General features: G+C 74.4%; 17 protein-coding genes and 4 pseudogenes. 17 read left to right on the forward strand and 4 right to left on the reverse strand.

The window, feature by feature from the left end; genetic code table 11:
- Window positions 1-11: 11 nt before the first annotated feature.
- From U6N30_RS10045 to U6N30_RS10090, 10 genes and pseudogenes are all read left to right on the forward strand, one after another.
- Window positions 12-416, forward strand: a complete 405-nt coding sequence (locus U6N30_RS10045; protein WP_324277181.1) for a glutamine amidotransferase-related protein — start codon at window positions 12-14, stop codon at window positions 414-416.
- An 8-nt stretch (window positions 417-424) separates the two neighbouring features.
- Window positions 425-742: a type 1 glutamine amidotransferase gene (locus U6N30_RS10050; protein ID WP_324277182.1), complete on the forward strand. Its 318-nt coding sequence runs from the start codon at window positions 425-427 to the stop codon at window positions 740-742.
- Between the two features lie 316 nt (window positions 743-1,058).
- Complete coding sequence (locus tag U6N30_RS10055) at window positions 1,059-1,400, forward strand: hypothetical protein (protein ID WP_324277183.1); 342 nt, start codon at window positions 1,059-1,061, stop codon at window positions 1,398-1,400.
- Entirely contained in the window at window positions 1,397-2,878 is a 1,482-nt protein-coding gene (locus U6N30_RS10060) for a bifunctional [glutamine synthetase] adenylyltransferase/[glutamine synthetase]-adenylyl-L-tyrosine phosphorylase (RefSeq protein WP_324278229.1), read from the forward strand. Before U6N30_RS10055 ends, U6N30_RS10060 begins: the two co-directional genes overlap by 4 nt.
- A gap of 38 nt (window positions 2,879-2,916) precedes the next feature.
- Window positions 2,917-3,263 (forward strand): annotated as a pseudogene (locus U6N30_RS10065) (bifunctional [glutamine synthetase] adenylyltransferase/[glutamine synthetase]-adenylyl-L-tyrosine phosphorylase); the annotation flags it as partial.
- Between the two features lie 63 nt (window positions 3,264-3,326).
- Window positions 3,327-4,112 carry a [protein-PII] uridylyltransferase family protein gene (locus tag U6N30_RS10070; protein WP_324278230.1) on the forward strand — a complete coding sequence of 262 codons (786 nt, stop codon included), beginning with the start codon at window positions 3,327-3,329 and terminating at the stop codon, window positions 4,110-4,112.
- Between the two features lie 73 nt (window positions 4,113-4,185).
- Window positions 4,186-4,398 carry an AMIN-like domain-containing (lipo)protein gene (locus U6N30_RS10075; protein WP_324277184.1) on the forward strand — a complete coding sequence of 71 codons (213 nt, stop codon included), beginning with the start codon at window positions 4,186-4,188 and terminating at the stop codon, window positions 4,396-4,398.
- Between the two features lie 449 nt (window positions 4,399-4,847).
- Complete coding sequence (locus U6N30_RS10080; RefSeq protein ID WP_324277185.1) at window positions 4,848-5,048, forward strand: hypothetical protein; 201 nt, start codon at window positions 4,848-4,850, stop codon at window positions 5,046-5,048.
- 224 nt (window positions 5,049-5,272) lie between these two features.
- Entirely contained in the window at window positions 5,273-5,596 is a 324-nt protein-coding gene (locus U6N30_RS10085; protein ID WP_324277186.1) for a CDGSH iron-sulfur domain-containing protein, read from the forward strand.
- Window positions 5,597-5,720: 124 nt separating this feature from the next.
- On the forward strand, window positions 5,721-6,605 hold the full coding sequence (locus U6N30_RS10090; protein WP_324277187.1) for a bile acid:sodium symporter family protein: 885 nt from the start codon (window positions 5,721-5,723) through the stop codon (window positions 6,603-6,605).
- An 18-nt stretch (window positions 6,606-6,623) separates the two neighbouring features.
- Here U6N30_RS10090 and U6N30_RS10095 read toward each other — a convergent pair whose 3' ends face one another.
- The 3 genes from U6N30_RS10095 to U6N30_RS10105 form a co-directional block, all read right to left on the reverse strand.
- Window positions 6,624-8,099 carry a GAF domain-containing protein gene (locus U6N30_RS10095; RefSeq protein ID WP_324277188.1) on the reverse strand — a complete coding sequence of 492 codons (1,476 nt, stop codon included), beginning with the start codon at window positions 8,097-8,099 and terminating at the stop codon, window positions 6,624-6,626.
- 179 nt (window positions 8,100-8,278) lie between these two features.
- Window positions 8,279-8,794, reverse strand: coding sequence for an iron-containing redox enzyme family protein (locus tag U6N30_RS10100; RefSeq protein WP_324277189.1), 516 nt, complete (start codon window positions 8,792-8,794; stop codon window positions 8,279-8,281).
- Window positions 8,719-9,594, reverse strand: a complete 876-nt coding sequence (locus U6N30_RS10105) for a hypothetical protein (RefSeq protein ID WP_422678176.1) — start codon at window positions 9,592-9,594, stop codon at window positions 8,719-8,721. The genes U6N30_RS10100 and U6N30_RS10105 overlap by 76 nt, the downstream gene beginning before the upstream one ends.
- Here U6N30_RS10105 and U6N30_RS10110 point away from each other — a divergent pair.
- A pseudogene (locus U6N30_RS10110) lies at window positions 9,490-10,208 on the forward strand (SDR family oxidoreductase). The gene U6N30_RS10105 and the pseudogene U6N30_RS10110 overlap by 105 nt on opposite strands.
- Window positions 10,209-10,237: 29 nt before the next feature.
- Here the strand turns inward: U6N30_RS10110 and U6N30_RS10115 are convergent.
- Entirely contained in the window at window positions 10,238-12,085 is a 1,848-nt protein-coding gene (locus tag U6N30_RS10115) for a hypothetical protein (RefSeq protein ID WP_324277191.1), read from the reverse strand.
- 271 nt (window positions 12,086-12,356) lie between these two features.
- On the opposite strand from U6N30_RS10115, the pseudogene U6N30_RS10120 reads away from it, so the two are divergent.
- From U6N30_RS10120 to U6N30_RS10145, 6 genes and pseudogenes are all read left to right on the forward strand, one after another.
- Window positions 12,357-12,844, forward strand: a pseudogene (locus U6N30_RS10120) (FAD binding domain-containing protein); the annotation flags it as partial.
- Window positions 12,845-12,847: 3 nt separating this feature from the next.
- The gene (locus U6N30_RS10125) at window positions 12,848-13,222 is read left to right on the forward strand and encodes an FAD binding domain-containing protein (protein ID WP_324278670.1); all 375 of its coding nucleotides are present in this window, start codon (window positions 12,848-12,850) and stop codon (window positions 13,220-13,222) included.
- 67 nt (window positions 13,223-13,289) lie between these two features.
- Complete coding sequence (locus U6N30_RS10130) at window positions 13,290-13,760, forward strand: (2Fe-2S)-binding protein (protein ID WP_324277192.1); 471 nt, start codon at window positions 13,290-13,292, stop codon at window positions 13,758-13,760.
- Between the two features lie 140 nt (window positions 13,761-13,900).
- Window positions 13,901-15,406, forward strand: a pseudogene (locus U6N30_RS10135) (molybdopterin cofactor-binding domain-containing protein); the annotation flags it as partial.
- 110 nt (window positions 15,407-15,516) lie between these two features.
- The gene (locus tag U6N30_RS10140; RefSeq protein WP_324277193.1) at window positions 15,517-16,392 is read left to right on the forward strand and encodes a molybdopterin cofactor-binding domain-containing protein; all 876 of its coding nucleotides are present in this window, start codon (window positions 15,517-15,519) and stop codon (window positions 16,390-16,392) included.
- Window positions 16,310-17,482 carry a hypothetical protein gene (locus U6N30_RS10145; protein ID WP_324277194.1) on the forward strand — a complete coding sequence of 391 codons (1,173 nt, stop codon included), beginning with the start codon at window positions 16,310-16,312 and terminating at the stop codon, window positions 17,480-17,482. The genes U6N30_RS10140 and U6N30_RS10145 overlap by 83 nt, the downstream gene beginning before the upstream one ends.
- Window positions 17,483-17,502 lie beyond the last annotated feature (20 nt).

The raw sequence follows: 17,502 nt of genomic DNA on the forward strand, positions 1-17,502 counted from the left end.
ACCTCGACCGCGTGGCCTGCCTGCTCGTCGTCGTCGTGCATCCCACCGACCCGTCGGGCCGCCTGGGGCAGTGGTTGCGCGAGGCCGGCCTCGAGCTGGACGAGCGCCACCTGGGCGCCGGGGACGAGCTGCCGGAGACGCTCGACGGCTTCGGCGGGATGGTCGTCCTCGGCGGCCCGCAGTCGGCCCTGGACGACGAGCGGACCAGCCCGGAGCTGGTCGGGGTGCGCGAGCTCCTGCGGCGCGCGCTGGCCGCCGACTTCCCGACCCTCGCGATCTGCCTGGGTGCCCAGCTGCTCGCCCAGGCCGGCGGCGGCCGGGTGCGGACGGGCATCGACGGCCCGGAGGTGGGCGCGCTGCTGGTCGCCAAGCGGGACGCCGCGGACGACGACCCGGTCTTCCGCCCCTGCCGCTGACGCCCGACGTGCTGCAGTTCCACCACGACGAGATCTCCGAGCTGCCGTCCGGCGCCACCCTGCTGGCCAGCAGCCCGATGTACGCCCACCAGGCCTTCCGCGTCGGCCGGCACGTGTACGGGCTGCAGTTCCACATCGAGACGACCCCGGAGGTCGTCCACGAGTGGGCCGGGCGGGACGTCGTCGGCGTCGCGTCCAGCCCGTGGGACCGGGAGACCATCTGCCGGTTGTCGGACGAGGCCCACCCGCACATCCAGGAGACCTGGGCCCCGTTCGCCGGCCGGTTCGCCGAGCTGGTCCGCACGCACGCGCAGCAGGCAGCGTGACGGCGGCCGAGGCGGAGGTGCCGCGCCGGGCCGTCGTCCGGCTGGTCCGCTTCGGGTTCGAGGACGGCACCCGGGCGGCGCTGCTCCTGTCCGACCCGGCGCTGGGGCTCTGGGACCTCGAGCGCAACGAGCCCGCCGACCCGGAGGCCGGCCCGGTGGTGGCCGCACTGGCCCGGGCCGGTGACCCCGACCTGGCGCTGCGGTCGCTGCACCGCCTCGTGGAGGCGCTGGACTCCTCCGACTCCTCCGGGGAGGCCGCCGCCGCGCTCCTGGCCCACCTGCGGGGTCGGGTCTGCTGCGCAGCCGGCTGCTGTCGGTGCTGGGCGCCAGCTCCGGTCTGGCCGACCACCTCGCGGCACACCCGGGGGACTGGACGGCGCTCGAGGACGACGGCGAGGGCATCTTCCGCGGGTCGTCCGGTCCGTCGGCCCCGGAGCTGCAACGGCGGATGCTCGTCGCCGTGGGGGCCGATCCCGACGACCCACCCTGGGGTGTGCGGCTGGGCAAGGCGGCCCCCGACGCGTCCCCGCCGCGGATCCGGGCGCTCCGGCTGGCCTATCGCCGCGCCATCCTGTCCCTGGCCGGCCGTGACCTGGGGAGGGGCTGCCGGCCGAGGAGGCCGCCGCCGAGCTCGCCGACATCGCCGCCGCCGTCCTGACCGCCGGTCTGGCCCTGGCCGTGGCGGAGCAGCCGGCCTCGGCCGCCCCGTGCCGCCTGGCCGTGATCGCGCTCGGCAAGACCGGGGGCCGCGAGCTGAACTACGTGAGCGACGTCGACGTCGTCTTCGTGGCCGAGCCGGTCGACCCCGACGATTCCGAGAGCGCGGCCCTGACGAGCGCGACGCGGGTGGCGGCCGCGCTCATGCGGATCTGCCACGAGGCGGCCTGGGAGGTCGACGCCGCGCTGCGCCCCGAGGGCAGGGCCGGTGCCCTGGTGCGCACCGTGGCCGGGCATCAGGCGTACTACGAGCAGTGGGCCAGCACCTGGGAGTTCCAGGCGCTGCTGAAGATGCGACCGGCCGCCGGGGACCCCGACCTCGGGCGGGCCTACGTGGACGCGCTCTGGCCGCTGGTGTGGAAGGCCGGTGACCGGCCGGGCTTCGTCGGCGAGGTGCAGGCCATGCGCCGCCGGGTGGAGGCCAACATCCCGCCCGCCCAGGCCGAGCGGGAGCTCAAGCTCGGCCGTGGTGGTCTCCGCGACGTCGAGTTCGCCGTCCAGCTGCTCCAGATGGTGCACGGCCGGGTCGACGAGTCGCTGCGCGTCGGCGGCACGCTGCCGGCGCTGCAGGCGCTCTCGTCCGGCGGGTACGTGGGCCGGGAGGACGCCGCGACGCTGATCGCCTCCTACCGCTTCCTGCGCACCGTCGAGCACCGGCTCCAGCTCCTCCGGCTGCGCCGGACCCACCTGCTGCCCACCGACGAGCAGCAGCTGCGCTGGCTGGCGCGGTCGCTCGGGTACAAGCCCGACCACCGCGGCGAGGCGGTCGACGTCCTGGACGCCGAGCTGAGCCTGCACACCCGCGAGGTCCGCCGGCTGCACGAGAAGCTCTTCTACCGGCCGTTGCTGTCGGCGGTCGCCCGTGTTCCCGGCGAGCACCTGCAGCTCGGCTCCAAGGCGGCGGGGGACTGGCTGCGTGCCCTCGGCTTCGCCGATCCCGACGGCGCCCTGCGGCACCTGGCCGCGCTCACCGGCGGGGTGTCCCGCTCGGCGTCCATGCAGAAGTACCTGCTGCCGGTGCTGCTCCAGACGTTCGCGTCCTGCCCGAACCCGGACGCCGGGCTGCTGGCCTACCGACAGGTCAGCGAGGCCCTCGGTGGCAACCAGTGGTTCCTGCGGCTGCTGCGGGACGAGGGCCAGGTCGCCGAACGGCTGGCCCAGCTGCTCGGGTCCAGCCAGTTCGTCGCCTCCCTCCTGACCCGCACGCCGGAAGCGCTGCGGCTGCTGGCCGACGACGAGCAGCTGGAGCCGCGGGCCGCGGCGACGCTGGCCGGTGCCTGGCGGCAGGCCGCCGGGCGCGCTCCCGACCCGCAGGCCGGCATCCGCGTCCTGCGCGGGTTGCGCCGGCAGGAGCTGCTGCGGGTCGCCGCGGCCGACCTGCTCGGACGGCTCGACGTCGTCCGGCTGGGGAGGCGCTGACCGACATCGCGGCGGCCACCCTGCAGGTGGGGCTGGACATGGCGGTGCGGGCGCACGCCCTCGAGGCGGGCATGGACCCCGCCGAGCTGCCGATGGACCTGGCGATCATCGGCATGGGCCGGCTCGGCGGGCGCGAGCTGGGCTTCGGCTCGGACGCCGACGTGCTGTTCGTCCACCGTCCCCGGGAGGGCGCCGACGAGGGAAGGCGACCTCGGTGGCCAACGCCGTCGCCCACACCATGCGGCGGCTGCTGAGCGAGCCGGCTCCGGACCCGGCGTTCGAGGTGGACGCGGACCTGCGGCCCGAGGGCCGGCAGGGCGCCCTCGTCCGGAGCCTCTCGGCCTTCCGGGAGTACTACGAGCGGTGGGTGTCGGTCTGGGAGGTCCAGGCGCTCCTGCGCGCAGTCCCCATGGCCGGCGACCCGGAGCTCGGCGCCGACTTCGTCGCCATGATCGACCCGATCCGCTATCCCGAGGGTGGCCTGACCGACGAGCAGGTCGCCGAGATCCGCCGGATCAAGGCGCGCGTCGAGCGGGAGCGCCTGCCGCGCGGTGCCGATCCGGCCACGCACACGAAGCTGGGCCGGGGTGGCCTGGCCGACGTCGAGTGGACCGCGCAACTGCTGCAGCTGCAGCACGCCGCCGATCGCCCCGCGTTGCGGGTCCAGTCGACGATCGAGGCGCTGCACGCCCTCGGGGACTCCGGCCTGCTGGAGCAAGGGGACCTCGACGCGCTGCGGGCGGCGTGGGACCTGGCCACCCGCGCGCGCAACGCGATCTTCCTGGTGCGCGGGCGGGCCAGCGACCAGCTCCCCGGCCGGGGCTGGAGCTCGACGGGGTCGCCAGAGCCTGCGGCTACGGCCCCGACATGGACCCGGGGCAGTTCCTCGACGACTACCGCCGCACCTCGCGGCGCGCGCGCAGCGTCGTGGAGCGGGTCTTCTACGGCCAGCCGTCGGCCGGGCAGGGGCACTGACCCCAGCCGTCGGCCGCCGGCGAGTATGACGATCGCATGGCTTCGCTCCCTGCGGCGTTCGGATCCGGTCGGAACGGCAAGGGCACCAGGAGGACGTGTTCCCGAGCCGGAAAGGGGTCGCCTCGATGCGTCTCCTCCTCGCCGGGATCGGCGCGGCGCTGATCCTGACCGGATGCAGCGGCGACGACGGCCCGTCGGCCGGCACGGGCTCGTCGGCCGCGCCCGGTTCCACGGCTGCGCCGTCGACGGAAGCCGGTGAGGGCACGGGTGGACCGGAGCCGATCACGGCCGGAGGCGTCGACGACTCCATCGCCGTGGGTGACGGGCCACCGGTGACCCTCACCGACGTGAGCCTCGGCGGCCACGACGGGTTCGACCGCATCGTTTTCGAGCTGGCCGGCGAGGGCGAGGCCGGCTGGCGGGTCGGCTACGTCGATCAGCCGCGGGCCCAGGGGTCCGGGGCGCCGGTTCCGGTGCCCGGGGCGGCCGCCCTGGAGATCACCCTGACCAACGTGGCCCTTCCGGGCGACGCGCCCGAGGGGTAGACCCCTGGCAGGGCCGGGACCGGCGGACGATCCCCGGGGCGGCGGTGGTGGACACCCTCGTCGAGGACACCCTCTTCGAGGGCGGTACACGTTCTTCGCCGCGCTGGACGCGCGGCGGCCGTTCGCCGTGGGCCTGCTGAACGCGCCCCAGCGGATCGTGGTCGACGTCCTGGCCGGCGACCCGGCGAGCCCCGTCGCGCTGTCGCAGCGCTGCGAGAGCCCGAGCGGCTTCGCCATCGCCTATCTCGAGGGTGGGCGGTCAACCCGGGGGACACGGTGGCTGCCTGCACCCGCTTCGCGCCGGAGGAGTTCACCGTGCCCCCGGGCACCGACGCACGGGTGGGTGCGGTCACCGCCACGGTGGAGGCGGCCCCCTCGACCGGGTCGCGAGCTCCGGGCCGGACCAGGAGCTCAGCCGCACGGAGACCACGGTCGGCGGCCGGGCGGCCGTGCGCATCGAGCGCGCCTCGATCGGCGGGCTGTGGCCCGAGGGCGTGCGCTCGACCGCGTACGTCGTCGACCTCGGAGCCGGCGACGAGGGGCCGCGCACGCTGGTGGTGAACACCGTCGGGCTGCCGCAGTTCGACTACGCCCGCAACGTACGGGTGCTCGACCGGATGATCGAGACGGTCACGCTTCCCGACGGGTGACCCACGGGCCGGCCCCGCGCGCGCAGGTACGGGCGTCGTGCGCGACGGATGACCTCAGGTTCGCGGTGTGGCAGCGGGACGCGCGGTCGACGGCGAACCCCTCTGCCACACCGCGAACCTCAGTCGGTGCGGGTGGGGATGCCCCCGCCCGCGCAGTCTCGCCCGGTGGGGTGGCCCACCGGCCGGGCGGGTGTAGGCACGTGGCGGCGGGGCATGCTGGTGCCGTGTCGCGATCACTGTCGGTCGAACCGGACCCGCCCGAGGACGTCGACGTCCCGGAGGCGCCCGCACGTGGGGACGGCGCGACGATCACGCCGTACCGGGACGGGCCGCTGATCGTGCGCGGGGACTTCCGGCTGGTCGACCAGGACGGTGCGGAGATCGATCCCGGCCGCGACACCATCGCGCTCTGCCGGTGCGGGAAGTCCGGCATCAAGCCCTTCTGCGACGGCGCGCACAAGCGGTCCGGGTTCTCGGCGCCGAGCGCGCCGAGCCGGCCGCGGCCCGCGGCGCAGATCCTCAGGGGTACGCGCCGCACCGAGGCGTGACCACGGACGGCGTTCACCCGGCCGTGGCCCGGCAGTGGGACATGGAACCCGGATGACGCAGGATGCACCCAACGTCCTGGCGGACCGTCCCCGGGGATCCTCCGCCGCCTGATCGGAGGGTTCCGTGGATTCGCCACTCGCCACCGTGCTGCTGCCCGCCGCGCTCGCCATCGTCATGCTGGGCCTGGGGCTGTCCCTGACCGTCGGCGACTTCGCGCGGGTGGGGCGGCAGCCCAAGGCCGTGGTCATCGCGCTCCTGCTGCAACTGCTGGTGCTTCCGGCGGTCTGCTTCGGGCTGGTGCTCGCCTTCGACCTGCCGCCGATCCTGGCCGTCGGCATGCTCCTGCTGGCGGCCTCGCCCGGGGGCACGACCGCCAACCTCTTCAGCCACCTGTTCCGCGGCGACGTCGCGCTGAACGTGACGCTCACGGCGGTCAACTCGCTGATCGCGGTGCTGACCCTCCCGGTCATCACCAACCTCGCGATCGGGTACTTCGACCCCGCCGACGCCGACACGCTCGGCCTCCAGTTCGGCAAGACCGTCCAGGTCTTCGCCGTCGTCCTCGTGCCGGTGGCCATCGGGATGCTGGTCCGACGCCGCGCTGCACGGTTCGCCGACCGCATGGACAAGCCCGTGCGGATCCTCTCCGCCGTCGTCCTGGCCCTGGTGATCGTGGGCACGATGCTCGCCGAGCGGGAGAACATCACCGGCTACCTGCGCGACATCGGGCTGCCGGCACTCCTGTTCTGCGCGCTCAGCCTCCTGGTGGGGTTCCTGGTCCCGCGCGCCCTGGGTGTCGTGGAGCGGCAGGCCGTCGCCAGCGCGTTCGAGATCGGCATCCACAACAGCACGCTGGCGATCGCCGTGGCGATCAGCGTGCTGGGGAGCGTCGAGCTCGCCGTACCCGCCGCGGTCTACGGGGTCCTGATGTTCCCGGTGGCCGCCGTCTTCGGCTGGGCGATCACGCGCACCTCGCGGCGGCGCGGGTCGGAGCTCCCGGTCGGGTAGCCGACCGGGAGACCCACCTCAGCGAGCGGTGTCGAACGCCTTCGCCATCTCCACCTGCTCCTCGAGCACCTCGCCGATGCGGGCCTGGACGGCGTCCAGCTCCCCGATCACCTCGCTGGTGGCGTGGATGCCGGCGGAGACCGAACGGCTGCTGCTCTGGATCCCGGCGACCTGCTCGGACACCCGCTGGGTGGCGCCCGCGGTCTCGCGGGCGAGGTCCTTGACCTCGCTGGCGACCACCGCGAAGCCGCGGCCGAGCTCGCCGGCCCGCGCCGCCTCGATGGTGGCGTTGAGCGCGAGCAGGTTGGTCTGGTCGGCGATCGCGCCGATGATCCGGATGACGTCGTCCACGGCGGCCGAGGCGGTGCCCAGCGCCTCCACCTCGGCGGTCATCGAGGAGGCCTGGGCGACGGCCTTCTCCGCCACCCGGCCGGCGTCGTCGGCCGCCCGGCGCAACCGGTCGACGGTCTCCAGCAGCGCCCGCGAGTTCACGGCGTCGGCCTCGGCGCGACGCAGGATGTCCAGCCGCTGCGAGACCAGCTGCGCGACGTTGCGCAGCGCGGAGGCACGCGAGTCCGACAGCTCGATGGTCGTGGTCGCGAAGAAGTCCATGGTGCCGATGACGCGACCGCCCGCGGTGATCGGGAAGCAGACGCCCGACCGGACCCCGGCCCGCCCGGCGGCAGGAGCGCGCACGCAGTCGGTCACCTCGGCGAGGTCGCGGACGAACACCAGGTCGCGCTGCCGCCACGCCCGGCCGGACAGGCCGACCCCTTCGGCGAAACTGGCGTTGAGGGTGACCTTCCGGAACTCCTCGCCGGCCGAACCGGACTCGACGTCGAAGCGCAGGACGCCCTGCACGTCGTCCAGCGCCCAGAACGAGCCGTAGGCCCAGCCGAAGGCCGTCCGGACCGTCTCGAGCGCGGTGCGCAGCGCGGTCCCCTCGTCCCGGGCCTCGCCGACCTTCGCGACGACGGTCGTGACGGCGTTGCGGTCGTCCAGATTCTCCTTCAGCTGCGCCGTCGCCAGGGCGCTGCGCCGGGCGTGGCCGACCAACCGGCCGATGGCCTCCCACTTCTCCGTGCGACCGCCGAAGAAGGGCAGCTCGCGGCGGCTGTAGTACTCGAGGACGGCGGTGACCTGCCCGTCCTCGACGACGGGCAGGAAGCAGCCCTGGCGCGCGCCGGACGCAGCGGCGGTCCGCCACCGCGGGCAGCCGGCGGTGCTCGAGGCGTCGTCCATCAGCACGGGACGGCGATCGCGGAGCGCCTCCCCGCCGTAGCCCGCGCCGGACACCATCACGGTGCTCTCGGCCCACTCCGCCGCCATCGTGGCTGCGAGCTCGCCCTCGGTCACCCGCAGCACGAAGTCGCCCGAGTGGTCGGGCAGCCAGGCGGCGCCGTAGGCCAGGTCCAACGACTGGACCAGGCTGTGCAGGATGCGCTCGTGGGCCACGACCTCGTCGCCGACGTCGGGGCCGAGAGCCTCGATCACCCGCTCCAGGGCCTCGACGTCCTTCGGCGGCGCAGCGGTGACCGCCGCTGGCCCGGACGTGCCGTGACGACCCCACATGTGCGTACCCCGCTGTTCCGATACCGCTCGTCTCGGTGTGCTGTTTCGGCACCGGCCGGGCGGAATCCAGTCGTACGCGACCCCTCGTGCGGGATGTCGGATCAGGCGGCGAGCGTCCGCTCCGTCCGCAGGCCGGACCGCCCCGCCTCCCAGGCACCGAGCAGGTGCACGGCGGCGAGCCCGTCCATCGCCAGCGAGCAGGCGGCCCCGAAGAGGACGTCCACGGCGAGGTCCGGCTCGTCGGCGACCAGCGACCCGCACATGTCGATCGAGGCGATCTGCTCGTGCACGGCGTCGGCTTCGACGTGCTCGTCGTAGAAGACGGTGACCCGCTCGTCGAAGCCGAGACGGCGCAGCCCGGCCGAGTAGCGCCGGCTGGGCTCCGACGACGTCATCTCGACGACCGCCAGGTGCCCCAGCGCGGCACCGCGCCACCGGCGGTGCAGCCCGAACAGCGACATCGTGTTCACCGAGGCGAAGGCGGCCGCCGGGGCCTCGTTCCACAGCGCGCCGTAGCGTGGGTCCAGGCCCAGGGAGCTCATCAGCCCGGCGAACAGCTCGCTGTGCATCCGGGCGGCCGAGCCGCCGCCGTACTCGTCGGCCTGGATCTCGACCATCGCCGCCTTGGCCCGGCCCGAGAGCCGGGGATCGCGAACGTGTGCGGGTCGGCCTCCTTGAGGTGGTAGACCGACCGCAGCGTGAGGTACTCCCGCCACTGGCCCAGCGTGCCCTGCTTGGCCATGAACGAGGACAGGGACGGACCGTCGTCGGCGGCGATGAGCGCGGCGAGCTGACGGTCGATGGCGTCCTCGGCGACGACGACCGGGCCGACCAGCGTCCGCAGGGCGCCCAGGTGGCGGCGCTCGAGGCCGGCGCGCACGCGCAGCAGGGCCGGATCCCACTCCCAGTCCTCGGGGACGCCGTCGAAGCCGCGGTAGTGCAGCTCGTAGAGGACGGCGAGGCTGATCTGCAGGTCCTCGTCGGTCAGGGCGCACGCCCCGCCGGATGCGACCCGGTCGGCTCGCTCGATCGTCGTCGCGGACACCGTGGTGCGGGTGGCCAGGTCGCGGCAGAGGGCCTCGCTCAGCGGACCGCGCGGCTCGGGCAGGTGCATGGTGCCGATCATGCCCAGCGACCCCGGATCGATGCGTCGGGGCATGTGATGTCCCCGCGGGTAGTACCCCGCCATGACCCGTCCGTGGAATCGCGTCGTCCTCGTCACCGGCGGTAGCGCCGGCATCGGCCGGGCGACGGTGCGCAGGCTCGCCGCCGAGGGTGCCGCGTGGTCACGTGCGCGCGGGACGGGGACCGGCTGGAGGAGGCGGTCCGGGGCCTGCCGGGAGTGACGTCCGTGGTCGCCGACGTGGCCGAGGCGGCCGACCGGATAGAACTCGTCGACCGGGTCGTGGACGAGCACGGTCGGCTCGACGCGGTGGTGCTCAACGCCGGCCTCGGCTGGGCCGGGCTGCTCGAGGACATGCCGGGGAGGCGGTGGACGGGATCGTCGCGGTCAACCTCACCGGGGCCGTCGAGGTCACCCGGCTGGCGTTGCCCCATCTGCTCGCCGCCGCCCGGGACCGCGGCCGGGCCGATGTCGTGGCCGTCTCGTCGGTCGCCGCGTGGTCGCAGGTGCCCCCACTGACGGTCTACTCGGCGACGAAGGCGGGGCTGCACGGCTTCGTGAAGGGGCTGCGGCGGGAGGTGACCGCGCGCGGCGTCCGCGTGCACACGGTCAACCCGTTCTTCGTCGAGACCGAATGGCTGGCCCGCGGGCACGGCCGCCCGCCCGCGTCGGACGCCGACGCCGCGGGCCGGCTCTCCCGGGGCATCGCCCCCGAGCGGATCGCAGACCGGGTCGCCGGATGTCTCGTCGCGCAGCGCTCGCGCACGGTCGCCGTCCCCCGCTGGGCCGGCCTGGCCCGCCTCGGGGAGCTGCCGCCGGTCGGCCGCACCCTGGACCGGCTCCTCTCGGCGCGGGCCGCCGGGATCGGCCGTCTCGCGGCCCGGTCGGTGGAGCGACGCACCCGCTGATCTCCCGGCGGCAGCCGGCGTGCGTGCGGTCAGTCCGCCGACTCGAGCAGGCCGACGGCCGCGGTGTCCACGCAGAGCGACATGTCCGGTGTCTCGCTGCTGACCCGCAGGTGGCCGCCCCCACCGCGCATCGACAGGTACACCGCGTTGGCGCCCGCGCGGACCGGCGCCACCTCGGCCTCGCCGTTCTCGGGGTCACCAGGATCCAGCCGTCGCTGCTGGCCAGGTAGTTCAGCTGGACCGTCCACTGTGCCTCGGCGGCGTCCCGGCTCAGGATGATCCGCGACGACCCGAGGGGCTCGACGAGGTAGCCGCAGTCGGGCCGCGGGCCCGGTACGGAGCCGTACTGGGCGGCGACGCGGGCGTCGACCAGGGTGCCGAGGGGCCGAGGACCCGGGGCTCGTGCGTGCTTGTCGACGTCTCCACGCCCACGGGGGCGAAGACCCATGAGACGCGGTTGTAGGGGTGGACAGGCCCCACACGGCGGAGCCGGCCACGGCGTGGTCCAGGACCGGGGCGTCGGCCGACAGCAGGCTCCGCTGGGCGGTGGCGAGGTAGGCGCGTTCCATCCCGTTGTCGCGGGTCTCGTTGTAGCTCGCCGTGGACCACAGGCTCAGGCCGAGGAAGAACACCGTCAGGAGCACCGCGGCGTCCCGGCGCTCCGTGCGGTCGAGCAGCGTCCGGGTGGCGTCGCGCGCCGGAGCCCGGGCCACCAGCGCCACGGCGATCGCGGCGACGAGCACGATGTCGGGGAAGAAGCGCAGGTTGAGCGCGAACTCGGCGCTCACCCCGCTGGTGAGGCGGCTCACCACGAGCACCAGGACGTTGGTCACGACGTACCCGACGAGCAGCACCCAGACGACGCCACCGGTCTGCCGTCGCCACGAGATCCAGCCGGCCGCCAGGAGCACCGCGGCCGCGCCGACGACGAGCGCCGTCGGCGGATCCGCCCACGTGCCGAAGTCCGTCCAGAACAACGGACCGCCGACGAGGCCGGGCAGGATGCCGTCGGTGATGGTGGTGCCCACGGCGTCGACGGCGGTGGTCAGCGATCCGGACTGCTCGGCCGGGACGGTCCGCGGCTGCACCGCGGACCCGAACCGCCACACGAGGACGGCCCCGTCGCCACCAGGCCGGCCCACAGCCACCCCGCCCGGCGAAGGCCGGCCACCACGGGGCGGCCTCGCCGGACTGGCGGAGCACGAGGACGAGCACGACGAAGGCGATCGCCGGGACGACCAGCGCCTGCTCGCCGAAGCAGAGGACGAGCCCGAAGACGAGCGTGCCTGAGACGGCGTAACGGACCCGTCCGGTGCGGTGCAGGGCGATCGCGTCGCCGCACACCCAGGCGAGGCCGGCCTGCACCGGCACAGCGCCGACGGCGATCGTCCAGTTGTCGAACGCGGCCAGCGCGAGGGGGAGAAGAGGTAGAGCACCAGCGGGAGCAGCAGGACGGGACGATCGCCCAGGAGCAGCCGCAGCAGCCGGAGCACCGCCAGGGAGGCCAGCGCCTGGAGGACGACGAGGGCTGCCGCCATCGGCCAGTACTCCAGCGGGGCGATCCGGGTCAGGGCCCCGGTCAGGAGGTCGGCCAGCGGTGCGAAGCGGCCGTCGTCGGCGACGAGGAACTCCGACGAGAGGAGCGGCAGCCGCACGGACCGGCCGGCGACGACGAGGTCGTTCTGCGAGAGCACGCCGGCCAGGGAGACCCAGGCGCGGACGAGGAGCTGTGCCATGACCAGGAACGCCGCCAGCAGCAGGACCCTGCGGCCCCTCGACCGCGGGCGCCGGCGGCGTGGCTCGCGCAGGTCCGGCGTGGTGTCCGGCGCCGCCGCGACCAGGCGCGGCGCAGCAGGCGCCTCCGCCACCTCGGTCACGCGAACCCTCCCTGACGCACGGCCGAGATCGTAAGCGGCGGCCGGTGGTCCCCGGTCAGCCGCGCGGGAAGAGCGCCCGGACGGGTAGGACGCCCGCGGGTCCCGCGTGCCCAGCGCTCGAGGCGCCGACGCCGTGGTCGGGGACGCAGCAGCGACCCACGGCCGGGCCGGTTCCTCTCGGTCCGGGAACGGAGACCCTGGCGCCCTTGCCACACCCGGCCGGGCACGGTTGTCTCCAGGAAGACTTCCGGGAGATCGGAAAGAGGCAGCGATGGATTTCCTGCAACCGACGTCGTGGGCCGATGCCCTTGCCGTCCGCGCCGAGCGGCCCGACGCGATGCCGATCGCCGGCGGCACCGACGTCATGGTCGACCTGAACTTCGACCGGCGGCGCCCCGGCGCGCTGCTGGACCTCGGACGGGTACCCGAGCTGCGCGAGTGGTCGATCGACGACGGCGCCGGTGGGGTGGGTGGGGGCAGCGCCGGTGGGGTGGGTGGGGGCAACTGGGTCCGGCTGGGCGCCGGTGTGCCGTACTCCCGGATCATCGACGACCTGGGCGACCGGCTCCCCGGGCTCGCGATGGCCGCGCGGACCGTCGGCTCGCCCCAGATCCGCGTCCGGGGCACGGTCGGGGGAACCTCGGGTCGGCGTCCCCGGCCGGTGACGCGCACCCGCCGCTGCTGGCGGCCGGTGCGCTGGTCGAGGTGGAGTCGGCGGCGCGTGGAACGCGCCGGATCCCCTCGGCGGACTTCTACACGGGCGTGAAGCGCAACGAGCTGGCCGAGGACGAGCTGATCGCGGCCGTGCTGCTGCCGGAGGCGACGGGACCGCAGCAATTCTGCAAGGTGGGTACCCGCAACGCGATGGTGATCGCGGTGTCGGCGTTCGCCTGCGCCTTGCATCCCGACCGGAAGGCCGTGGGCACGGGCATCGGCTCGGCGGCGCCCACGCCGCGCCGGGCGACGGGCGCAGAGGAGTTCCTCGCCGGTGAACTCGAGGCGGCGGGTCTCTGGGACTCCCGCGGCGAGCTGCCGGACACGCTGGCCCGCGCGTTCGGTGAGCGGGTCGCGGCCGCGGCCTCACCGATCGACGACGTCCGGGGAGCGCGGCCTACCGGCGGCACTCCCTCTCGGTGATGGCGCGACGGGCCGCCACCTGGGCGTGGTCCCAGTACCGGGACGACCTGCGGAAGGCGGCCTGACCATGCGCATCACCACCACCGTCAACGGGACCCGGCACGAGGTCGACGACGTCTGGCCGGGCGAGAGCCTGCTCTACGTGCTGCGCGAGCGCATGGGGCTGCCCGGGTCGAAGAACGCCTGCGAGCAGGGCGAGTGCGGCTCCTGCACCGTCTACCTCGACGGCGAGCCGGTCTGCTCCTGCCTGGTGGCGGCCGGCCAGGCCATCGGCCGCGAGGTGACCACTGTCGAAGGACTCGCCGGCACAGACGGGCTCCATCCGGTGCAGGAGGCGTTCGTCGAGGCCGGCGCCGTGCAGTGCGGGTTCTGCACGCCCGGGCTGGTCGTCGCCGCCCACGACCTCCTGGAACGGGTCCCCGACCCCTCCGACCTGGAGATCCGGGAGGCGCTGGCCGGCAACCTCTGCCGCTGCACCGGCTACGAGAAGATCCTCGACGCGGTCCGGCTGGCCGCGCAGCGGCAGGCGCAGGCATGAGCACCGACGCCGGCACGCGGACGACGACGACCACCACGACGGCACCGCCCGGCCGGGTCGGGGACAGCCCGCTCCGCCCGGACGGGACGCTGAAGGTCACCGGCGAGTTCGCCTACGCCAGCGACCTCTGGCACGACGACATGGTGTGGGGCGTCACCCTGCGCAGCCCGCACCCGCACGCGCGCATCCGGGGTATCGACATCACGGAGGCGCTCACCGTCCCGGGCGTCACGGCGGTGCTCACCGCCGACGACGTCCCGGGCGAGAACGCGGTGGGCCTCGAGCACGCCGACCAGCCGGTGCTCGCCTCGGAGTTCGTGCGCTACGAGGGCGAGCCGGTCGCACTCGTGGCGGCCGACCACCCCGAGACCGCGCGCCGGGCCGCCCAGCGGATCCGTGTCGACTACGAGGTGCTGCCCGCCGTCACCGACCCGCGCCGGGCCATGGACGAGGGCGCCCCGCCGGTGCACCGCCCGGGCAACCTCGTGCGCCACCTACAGCTGCGGCGGGGCGAGCAGGACGTCACCGCGCCGGTCGTCGTCTCGCTGGACTTCGAGGTCGGGATGCAGGACCAGGCCTTCCTCGGCCCGGAGTCCGGGCTGGCCGTCCCGGCCGAGGACGGCGGCGTCGACCTGTACGTCGCCACCCAGTGGCTGCACGTGGACCAGCGGCAGATGTGCCTGGCGCTCGGCATGCCGAGCGAGTTGGTGCGGCTGCACCTCGCGGGCGTCGGCGGCGCGTTCGGCGGACGAGAGGACCTCTCGGTGCACGTGCACGCCTGTCTCCTCGCCCTGCGCACCGGGAAGCCGGTGAAGATGTCCTACGGCCGCGAGGAGTCGTTCTTCGGCCACGTGCACCGGCACCCCGCATGGATGACCTACGAGTTCGGCGCCGAGCGCGACGGCACGCTGGTCTACGCCCGGGCTTCCGTGCTCCTCGACGGCGGCGCCTACGCCTCCTCGACGGCGGCCGTCGTGGGCAACGCCGGCACCCTCGGGCTGGGGCCGTACCGGATCCCGAACGTCGCGGTCGACGCTTACGGGGTGTTCACCAACAACCCGCCGTGCGGCGCGATGCGCGGCTTCGGCTGCGTGCAGGCCGCGTTCGCCCACGAGGCCCTGATGGACGAGCTGGCCTCCGTGGTCGGCGTCGACCGGGTCGCCATCCGCCAGCTCAACGGCATGCGGGAGGGCGACCTGAACATCACCGGCCAGGTCATCGACTCCGCGGCGCCGGTCGCGGAGCTGCTGGAGATCGTGCGCGACCTGCCGCTGCCGGCCGAGCGGGACGAGGACGCCGACCTGCGCTCGCTGCCCGGATCGGTCGGCAACACCACGCACGGCGAGGGCGTGGTCCGTGGCGTCGGCTACGCGGTGACCTACAAGAACGTCGGCTTCTCCGAGGGCTTCGACGACTACTCGACCGCCCGCGTCCGGCTGGAGATGACCGGCGGCGAGGCGGTCGCCACCGTGCACACGGCGGCCGCCGAGGTCGGCCAGGGGCTGATCACCGTCGAGCAGCAGATCTGCCGGACCGAGCTGGGCGTCGAGCGGGTCGTCGTGCACCCGAAGAACACCGCCGTCGGGTCGGGCGGGTCGACGTCGGCGTCCCGGCAGACGTACGTCACCGGTGGCGCGGTGAAGGCGGCCTGCGAGGCCGTGCGGTCGGTCGTCCTGGAGCGGGCGGCGACGTTCCTCGGCCGCGACGCGGGGATCTCCGGCTGGACGGCGAGAAGATCGTCGGTGCCTCGGGCGAGGTGCTCGCCGGGCTGGCCGACGTCCTGGGGGAGGAGGCGGTCGAGGAGACCGTCGAGTACCGGCACCGGCCCACCCACGCGATCGACCCCGACACCGGCCAGGGCGACGCGCACGTGCAGTTCGCCTTCTCGGCGCACCGCGCGGTGGTCGACGTCGACGTGGAGCTCGGCCTGGTGAAGGTGGTCGCGCTCGACACCGCCCAGGACGTCGGCAAGGCGATCAACCCCGACGCCGTCGTCGGCCAGATCCACGGCGGCTCGGCGCAGGGCATGGGCCTGGCGCTGATGGAGGAGATCGTGGTGACCGACGGGCACGTGCGGAACCCGTCGTTCACCGACTACCTGATCCCGACCATCCTCGACATGCCCCCGATGCAGGTGAAGGTGCTGGAGTACGCCGACCCGCACGCGCCCTACGGCGTCCGCGGGGTGGGGAGCCGCCGACCATCTCGTCGGGGCCCGCCGTCGCCGCCGCCGTCCGGGCCGCCTGCGGCAAGCCGTTGCGCCGCGTGCCGATCCGCCCGGAGCACATCACCGGCACCTGAGCCGGGCAACCGGGAGATCACCGGCCGGGCCCCGCAGTTCACCCCGGGGTCGTCCGCGCGTCGGCGCGGCGGACCACGGTGGGCGGGCCAGATCCGCTCCCACCCCGAGGTGACCCGTGCTCCGTCGTCCTGTCCTCCCCGTCGCCGGCGTCCTCGCCGCCGCCCTCCTCGCCGGCGCGGCCGGCCCGGCCGCCGCCCACGGCGACGACCGGGGCCGGGCTGCCTCGTTCGCGCCGATCGCGACCTTCGTGGTCGAGGGCGAGGTCGCGGAGATCCTGGCCGCGACCCCCGACGGCCGGACGCTGCTCTACACCGACTCGGCACGGGGTGAGCTCGGCGTGGTCGACGTCTCCCGGCCCGACCGCCCGGTCCAGGCCGGCGCCGTCGCGGTGGGCGGATCCCCGACGTCGGTGACGGTCACGAAGGACGGCCGCCACGCGCTCGTGGGCGTGGACACCACCAGCGACCTCACCGCCCCGACCGGTCTGCTCGCGGTCGTCGATCTGCGCAGCCGGCAGGTCGTCCGCACCATCGACCTGGGCGGCCAGCCGGACTCCGTGGCCCTGTCCCCGGACGGTCGCTACGCGGCGGTCGCCATCGAGAACCAGCGCGACGAGGAACTCGTGGTGGACGAGGTCGAGGGCGGGCTGCCGCAGGCGCCCGCCGGCTACCTCTCCGTGGTGGACCTGAAAGGACCGGTGAAGTCCTGGACGGAATCGCGAGTCGAGCTCACCGGCCTGCCCGACGTGGAGTACGCGAGCGACCCCGAGCCGGAGTTCGTGGACGTGAACCGGCGCAACGTCGCGGCGGTCACCCTCCAGGAGAACAACGCGGTCGCACTGGTCGACCTGGCGAAGCGTGAGGTTCTGGGCTCCTTCTCCGCCGGTACGGTCACCCGCACCGACGCCGACACCGCGGACGACGACACGGTGGCGTTCGACGACGCCCTGACGGCTCCCCGGGAGCCGGACGCCGTCCAGTGGACCCCCGCGGGCAACCTGATCACCGCCGACGAGGGTGATCTTGCCGCCGAGCCCAGCGGCGGGCGTGGCTGGACGGTGTTCAGCCCGGCCGGGGACGTGCTGTTCACCGCCGGTGCGTCCGCCGAGCAGGCCCTCGCCGCGGCGTACGCCTACGACGACGATCGCAGCGACGACAAGGGCGCTGAGTTCGAGGGTGCGGAGGTCGACACCTTCCGGAGCGACAGCTACGCCTTCATCGGCGCCGAGCGCGGGGACGCCGTGCTCGTGTACGACCTCGACGAGGAGACCCGGCCCGAGCTGCTGCAGGTGTTGCCCACCGGCGACGAGCCGGAGGGCCTGCTGGCCCTGCCGAAGCGGGATCTGTTCCTGACCAGCAACGAGGGTGACGGCAGCATCTCCGTCTTCGCCCTGCAGCGGTCGCGCGGCAACGAGCGCTGAGCGCAGGCTCGCGCCGGTCG

The sequence above is a fragment of the Blastococcus brunescens genome, assembly GCF_035320885.1.
GTDB classification, from domain to species: domain Bacteria; phylum Actinomycetota; class Actinomycetes; order Mycobacteriales; family Geodermatophilaceae; genus Blastococcus_B; species Blastococcus_B brunescens.

Bases quoted from the DNA above. Each gene is read 5' to 3' on its own strand.
- U6N30_RS10100 (WP_324277189.1), bottom strand. From the start codon at position 8,794: ATGGTCGAGATCCAGGCCGACGAGTACGGCGGCGGCTCGGCCGCCCGG.
- U6N30_RS10130 (WP_324277192.1), top strand. From the start codon at position 13,290: ATGCGCATCACCACCACCGTCAACGGGACCCGGCACGAGGTCGACGAC.
- U6N30_RS10070 (WP_324278230.1), top strand. From the start codon at position 3,327: ATGATCGACCCGATCCGCTATCCCGAGGGTGGCCTGACCGACGAGCAG.